2 protein-coding genes are annotated in these 3,940 nt (G+C 36.0%); one reads left to right on the top strand and one right to left on the bottom strand.

Annotation, left to right across the window (positions count from 1 at the left end):
- A partial coding sequence (locus F6K13_RS22390; RefSeq protein ID WP_375340678.1) for a YncE family protein occupies nucleotides 1-650 on the bottom strand: 650 nt, incomplete at its 3' end.
- Nucleotides 651-1,237: 587 nt separating this feature from the next.
- On the opposite strand from F6K13_RS22390, the gene F6K13_RS22385 reads away from it, so the two are divergent.
- Nucleotides 1,238-3,319 carry a ShlB/FhaC/HecB family hemolysin secretion/activation protein gene (locus tag F6K13_RS22385; RefSeq protein WP_287288426.1) on the top strand — a complete coding sequence of 694 codons (2,082 nt, stop codon included), beginning with the start codon at nucleotides 1,238-1,240 and terminating at the stop codon, nucleotides 3,317-3,319.
- Nucleotides 3,320-3,940: the final 621 nt, after the last annotated feature.

Below are 3,940 nucleotides of genomic sequence, written 5' to 3'. Positions count from 1 at the left end.
TTATAAAGTTCGTCTCCAGCATAAGCGACATAAAGCTGTCTTTCCCCGGTATTTATATCCAGATAAAATGCTAACCCCGTAGGACTTTCAAAAGGAGTCAGTACGCTAAACTTAACTTTACCCGTTGCTCTTTCTAAACAATAAACCGTTTGCTCCTCGCGGTCGCAAAGCCACAATTCTTCATCTTGTACTGTAATATTTTCAAACCCTATTCCTGGAGCATAAAACCCAGTAATTTGTTGTCTAGTATTTTTATCTAATACAAAAATCTTACCTAGTTTTTGACAAGTGACATAAACTGTTGATTCCCAAACAGCAATTCCATCAGCAGGATAAGGTAAAGTGAAAAAATGTTGCCATTTTCGGCGTCCCTCTGATGAATTACCAATTGCATTGAGACAGAAATAAACTTCATTTTCCCTTGTCAACCAAAGAGTATCTTTCCAAAGCGCGAGACCTGTAACATCAATAAATTCATTAGTTTGAAAGGGATTTATAACTGTTGTATTATCTGTTTTTGGGTCAATTTCTAGCAGAAAACCACGGTTTTTGTCAATGGCATAGAGAGTCTCTCTAGAAAAAGCAATACTATGTAGTGAGGCAACTCCAATTGGTCTAATAGTGCGTGGTCCAGAAGATTGTTTTTGCATACTTTTAGGTGATTCAAAATTCGTGTTAAATTCAGAATAAATATTTTCGCAGTAGGTTTTGAGTATTCGTTTACTAAGCTACTTAGTATTGAAACTATATAATTTCTTTGTCAAAAGTCACCCTTAATAGAGAACATAAAATCTAAATGCGTCTGATGTTTACTATACAATTATTGACAAAATTCAATTGTTTATGCTAATGCTTCACAAAAAACTTATATTTTATAGAATAAATACCCTATTAAAGAAATATAGCAAAACTTAATACCGATACTTTATTCGGCAATTATGCGCATTTTATCTCTCAATAAATAATTCTTTTTAGCTGTTATTAGGTAAGCATTCAGCTATTATAAATCTCCAGAAAAGAGAGAACAGGGACAGGGGAAAATCATTGATAATTTATGAATAATAATTGATTTTATTTTTGATTTTCGCCAGATTTATATTAGCAGTCAGCTAGCTAATAGCTAACAACTGTTTGCGCAGCATTCCGCAGGAAATGCTGACGTTATTAGATCAATATAGGAACCAGAATGCACCTTTTTTTTGGTAAGTCAAATTACACCTAGAGCATAACTATTGCAATGTTTCAATTTATCACATTAATTCCTACTACATTTATAATTATTTGCCTATTAGCTAATCAAGCTGTATCCAAAACTGCAGATGTGGATAAATTATGGGATAAAACTTCAGTAAAAACCAAAAAATGGCATTATTTGTCATCCAAAAACTCTAAAATAACATCAAAATCAATTCCAAAACTAATTTATAAATATCAACATAAAAACCTGAAACAAAAAATTTTAAGCTCTAAATCACTAAAAAATCAAGGACTAAAATTAATAGCCAACTCCAAAACTTCTCCTCAACAAAAAAACATTATACAAATACAAACTCAAATTCAAAACCTATCCAATACTCAGCAAAGACTCACTCACCCTCAAATTATTGATACCTTAACTCCAAAACAACCAAGTTATGCCCAAAATACTCCAACAAATCAAGACATACGACAAAATTTACCAGATAACCCCCGACCAGATCCAAATCGCGATCGCTTTCTCCAACCCCTTCCCCAACCAACTCAACCAGAAGAGCCAAAAGAAGAAGAACTAAAAAAATCACCACCACCTCAACCTCTGCCAGATGAGCCTACTCAAAAAATTCCCGTGCAGAGAATTTTAGTATTAGGAAGTACAATCTTAACCCCAGAAGAAATTAATTCCCTCATTGGGCCATTAGAAGGACGTTTAGTTACCCTATTAGAACTTCGGCAAATAGCAGATAAAATTACCGAAATTTATCTAGAACGTGGCTATATCACCTCAAGAGCAATTTTACCACCCCAAACGATTACCGAGGACACAGTTAGGATTCAAGTTGTAGAAGGAATTTTGGGAGAAGTCCAAATAGAAGGTACAAAAAGATTGCAAAAATCTTATATTGAAAATCGGATACGACTTGGAACAGGTCAGCCATTGGACACTGCTCAACTAGAAAATCAACTACGATTACTTCGGGGTAATCCTTTATTTGAAAATATTGAAGCTAGTTTGCGAGCTAGCGAAAATCCAGGAGAGAGTATTCTGATTGTTCGTGTTACAGAAGCAAACCCTCTTGAGTTTAGTATAAATACTGATAATTACTCACCTCCCACAGTCGGCTCTGAAAGAATAGGTTCGACTTTACTACATCGCAACTTGACAGGGCGGGGTGATTTTTTTGTGGCATCCTACAACACCACCAGACTTTTTAGCGATGAATCAGATGTTTTTGACTTTATCTACAATTTGCCCATCAACTCTATGAATGGCACTTTACAGTTTAGAGCAGCACCCAACAGTAATAGAATTGGTCAAGATTTTGAAGGTATAGAGATTAGTGGCACAACGGATGTATATGAGTTTAGTTACCGTCAGCCTTTTCTACAAACTCCTAGAGAAGAGTTAGCTTTTTCTGTAGGCTTGAGTTATCAGCGTACAGAGACTTTTTTGGACGATCAACTTTTTGATGACCCTCAAACTCCAGAAGAAGATGGTGTTAACAGTACTACTGTGATTAGGTTGGGACAAGACTACATTCGCCGAGACTCTCAAGGAGCTTGGGCTTTGCGATCGCAATTTAATATTGGCACTAATTTATTTGACGCGACAGAGAGGGAAGATCCTCAACCCGATGGACATTTCTTCAGTTGGCTAGGCCAAGTGCAAAGGGTACAAAGATTAAGTGCTAATCATTTATTGATTGTCCAGGGAGATTTGCAGTTATCCTCAATTCCTCTATTGCCATACCAACAATTTATTATTGGCGGTGGTTTGTCGTTACGGGGCTATCGCCAGAATATACGTTCCGGGGATAATGGTTTTCGGTTTTCTATAGAAGACCGGATTACCGTCTATCGGGATGAGTCTGGTTTACCATCAATACAACTTACTCCTTTTATAGATATTGGAGCTGTTTGGAATGATGGTAGTAACCCTAATAATGAATTTTTACCAGACCAAAGATTTTTAGCAGGGGCAGGCATAGGCTTGATTTGGCAACCACTGCCACAGTTTGATTTGCGTTTAGACTATGGCATCCCTTTAGTAGACCTGGACGATCGTGGCAATAATGCTCAAGACTCTGGATTTTATTTCAGCGTAATTTTCCGGCCATTCTAGCTGTTAGAAATCAAATGGTGCACCCATTGCTGATTTGCTTTTACCTACCTCTGTGCGGAATGATTTATGCCAGGTTTGTCTTTACTTCCCTACCTTCGCCCTCTCCCTGCTCTTCCCTATCCTGCACTTGAATTCAATAGATATGGGTAAAGCATAGCCTTAAAGACGGGGTTTAAATTGAAGTGCTACCTAAATTAAGCATTAATGCATAGTAATTGGTATTATGCAATGCTTGAAAAAAGAATGTTACGAATAATAAGACACCTACAGGAGATGTTCCTGTGACAAAAAAGAGAATTTCCGACCTAAAAATTGGTATTGAAGCCATTAATTCTGACCAATAGGTTTAGTATCTATCTTCTGTCCTTTGCTTTCTGCCCAATTTCCTATAGAAATCTATTTGGACTAATCAAATTTTTTGTTATAAAAATTAACCTTGGGCAATTTTGTTCCTAAATAATTGAATTTACTATTGGGCGATCGCCTAATGATCGGAGCAAACCAGAAAACCCTTCTAATCTCAAAGTCTCTTAACGCCTTGATTTGAGCAATAAAATTTGTCTTGATATTATTCAATCCCTAATTTTTTTAATATTGTTACTTTTTATAAAAAATAAATTA

This window comes from Okeania sp. SIO2B9 (genome assembly GCF_010672505.1).
Lineage (GTDB): Bacteria > Cyanobacteriota > Cyanobacteriia > Cyanobacteriales > Microcoleaceae > Okeania > Okeania hirsuta.
The sequence above is the reverse complement of the archived record's forward strand: the minus strand, read 5'-3'. Positions and strand labels throughout refer to the sequence as shown.

Bases quoted from the DNA above. Each gene is read 5' to 3' on its own strand.
- F6K13_RS22385 (WP_287288426.1), top strand. From the start codon at position 1,238: ATGTTTCAATTTATCACATTAATTCCTACTACATTTATAATTATTTGC.